General features: G+C 68.9%; 3 protein-coding genes and 1 tRNA gene. 3 read left to right on the top strand and 1 reads right to left on the bottom strand.

The window, feature by feature from the left end:
• The first annotated feature begins 630 nt into the window (after nt 1-630).
• Nucleotides 631-1,341, top strand: a complete 711-nt coding sequence (locus tag GX015_RS02015) for a DUF305 domain-containing protein (RefSeq protein ID WP_291342400.1) — start codon at nt 631-633, stop codon at nt 1,339-1,341.
• Between the two features lie 97 nt (nt 1,342-1,438).
• Entirely contained in the window at nt 1,439-2,158 is a 720-nt protein-coding gene (locus GX015_RS02010; protein WP_291342398.1) for a trimeric intracellular cation channel family protein, read from the top strand.
• A gap of 68 nt (nt 2,159-2,226) precedes the next feature.
• Here the strand turns inward: GX015_RS02010 and GX015_RS02005 are convergent.
• Nucleotides 2,227-2,300, bottom strand: a tRNA-Ile gene (locus GX015_RS02005).
• 250 nt (nt 2,301-2,550) lie between these two features.
• Here GX015_RS02005 and GX015_RS02000 point away from each other — a divergent pair.
• The coding region (locus GX015_RS02000; protein WP_291342396.1) for a PfkB family carbohydrate kinase at nt 2,551-3,136 on the top strand (586 nt) is incomplete at its 3' end.

The raw sequence follows: 3,136 nt of genomic DNA, 5'->3' as shown, positions 1-3,136 counted from the left end.
CGGTGGTGCCCGGGTCGGCGGCCGCGTTCGAGGCCGCGGCGGAAGTGGCCGCGGAAGATTCTGTGCTCACGAAAAGAGCCTTTCCATGGGATGGGAAAAGGATGGGAGAAACGCGGCGTCTCGGATGGGAACGTCCGCTTTACGACGGTCCGGTCCGGCGCGGTGGTTCACACGGCGCGGAAAGCGGCGGAGCGTCGGACGGCGCCGGACGAGTTCGGGTGGCGCCGGGTGACGTCGGAAAATCCGGGCGACGTCAGGGGATGTCGGGGATCCGGGAAAGGGGCCCAGGGGCGGGCACCGGCGGGGATCCGGTCAGGCGAATGCCACGGGGCGCGGACACATGTCCCCGTGGACGTGGCCCTGGTCCAGCCAGAGCCGTTGCGTGAGCATCATCGACATGGAAGATACCGTAGAACCAGACAAGTTGGTCTGTCAACGATCGGTGAGCGGGGCAACGTCGTCGGCGGTGCAGTGACGGCGGTCACGTCGTCGATGAACGCGCCGCCGAACCAGGCATCCGACGCAGGGCACCGCCATCCGGAACCGAGTACGCGACCCCGTTGCCAGCATGCGCAACCCCGCTGACGAGGCGCTCCACACCGGAGTCGCACTTGGTGGCACAGTGGACGCATGAACGAGAAGCGAATCCTCCGCGGCCTGGCGCTGGCCGGCACCGCCGCCATCACCCTCGCGATGACCGCCTGCGCCACCGACGACGCTGATGACGCGGCCAACGGCACCGCCGGGACGACCGTGTCCTCCGACGCCGCCGACGGCACGTCGCCCTCCCCCGGCGCGGCGGCCGCCTCGTCTCAGCCGGAAACCGAAATGCCCGAGGCGGAGGACGCCGGCCCCCACAACGACGCCGACGTCTCCTTCAACCGCATGATGATGGCCCACCACCAGCAGGCGGTGACCATGTCCGGCCTCATCGAGGGCCGCACCGACAACGCCGACATCATCGAGCTCGGCAAGAAGATCGCCGAAGCGCAGAGCCGCGAGATCGAGCAGATGAGCGCCCGCCTCGCCGCCTGGGGCGAGGATCCCACCGCCCCCTCCGCCCATGAACCCCACGACGGGCATGCGGGCCACGGCGAGTCCGGCGAGGACATGGAGGGCATGCTTTCCGACGAGGCGATGCAGCAACTCGCAGAGGCCCAGGGCCCGGAATTCGACCGGCTCTTCCTCGAGGGCATGATCGAGCACCACGAAGGCGCCGTGGCCATGGCGGAAGACGTCATCCGCGACGGCGAAAACGAGCCCACCCGCGAGCTGGCGGAAATCGTCGTCGATTCCCAGAAGAAGGAGATCGACGAGATGAAGAAGCTCCTCGGCGCCTGACCCCGGGGGCATGGCCCCGGGTCCGCGCTGCCGTGCTCGCGCTCTCGGCGCGTGTTCCCGGGCCGGGGTTTCGGGGCCAATGGTCTACCGTTGAGACATGCTCCTCCATGTCTTGTGGGTCATCGGCATCACCGCCGAAGGAATGACCGGCGCACTGGCCGCCGGTCGCCAGAAAATGGACCTCTTCGGCGTATCCACCATCGCCTGCGTCACCGCCATCGGCGGCGGCACGATCCGCGACCTGGTGCTCGGCCACTACCCGCTGGTGTGGGTCGAGGACCCGCAGTATCTGCTGGTCATCATCGGCGCGGCGATTCTGACGGTGTCGATTTCCTTCCTGATGCAGCACTTCCGGGTGCTTTTCCTGGTCCTCGACGCCATCGGCCTGTCCGCGTTCGCCGTCATCGGCATCCGCGTGGCGCTGGAGATGGGCCACGGCTTCATCATCGCCGTCGTCGCCGCGGTGCTCACCGGCGCCTTCGGCGGCGTGCTGCGCGACCTGCTGTGCGACCGCGTGCCGCTGGTGTTCCAGAAGGAGCTCTACGCCTCCATCGCCCTGCTGGCCACGATCGCGTACTTCGCGCTCGATTGGATGGGGGCCTCCGAGACGGTGACCATCATCGCCTCCGTCGCCGTCGCCTTCGTCACCCGCCTGCTGTCGATCTGGAAGAGCTGGAGCCTCCCCGTCTTCGACTACCAGGAACGCGACTACCAGCGCGACCCCAGCCAGCGCCTGTGGAGCTTCTTCCGCTGGGGCGGCCGCAACTCCACCGGCGGCACCGGGGATGCCATGGGGGACGACGGGGCCACCCGCTGACGGGCTCCCCCAATTCAACGACAATGCCACCCCACCTCGAATGCAGGTGGGGCGGCATTTTCCGTGCGTGCCCCCGGCGGGGCTCGAACCCGCGACCTATGGATTATGAGTCCACGGCTCTAACCGACTGAGCTACAGGGGCGATCCCGAAAAGCGGCGCTGCCGCACCTCGGCGATTGCGGCGGTGCCGCACCGCAATAATCTAGCAAGCACGCCACTGCGGCAGTGCCATCACCGTCGTTAAGCAATGCCACCGGCACCACCCGGCCACGGCAACCAACCGCGCGCGCCGCGCCGCCACCCGCCGGAACCCAACCCCGGGGCTCCCTCCGGACCGTAAATCGGGTGGTCGCGGCGGGCACCCCTTCCCTGCCCGTGGCAGAGTTGGGGGCATGCAGCATGAAGATCGCCCCACCCCCGGCACGCACCGCACCATCCGGCCCATCGACGCCACCGTCGAGCGGCTCATGCCGGACACCGACCCCGATGAGCCGACCGTGGTCATCTGCGGCTCGCTGCACCAGGACCACCTCGCCCAGGTCGCGGAATTCCCCGTGCCCGGCGAATCGGCGATCGTGGACACCAGCTCACTGGCCCTCGGCGGCAAGGGCGCCAACCAGGCCTCCGCCGTCGCCCACGCGGGCGTGCGCGCCATCATGGCGGGCACCGTCGGCGAAGATCCCGCCGCCGACCTGGTGCTGTCGGAGCTCGCCGCCCACGGCGTGGACACCCACTCCGTGCAGACGACGTGGGACGCGCCCACCGGCTCCGCGTTCATCGCGTCGACGCCCAACGGCGACCACACCGTGTTCGTCACCCGCGGCGCCAACACCATCACCGACCCGATGGAATTCACCGAGGAAATCGCCGAAGCCGACGTGCTGCTGGCCCAGGGCGAGCTGCGCCCGGAGGCCACCGAACAGCTGGGCATGATCGCCAACCTGCACGGCACGCGGTTCATTCTCAACCTCGCGCCGG

It is taken from the genome of Corynebacterium sp. (assembly GCF_012837295.1).
In the GTDB taxonomy this organism is placed as follows: Bacteria; Actinomycetota; Actinomycetes; order Mycobacteriales; family Mycobacteriaceae; genus Corynebacterium.
The sequence above is the reverse complement of the archived record's forward strand: the minus strand, read 5'-3'. Positions and strand labels throughout refer to the sequence as shown.

Bases quoted from the DNA above. Each gene is read 5' to 3' on its own strand.
- GX015_RS02015 (WP_291342400.1), top strand. From the start codon at position 631: ATGAACGAGAAGCGAATCCTCCGCGGCCTGGCGCTGGCCGGCACCGCC.
- GX015_RS02010 (WP_291342398.1), top strand. From the start codon at position 1,439: ATGCTCCTCCATGTCTTGTGGGTCATCGGCATCACCGCCGAAGGAATG.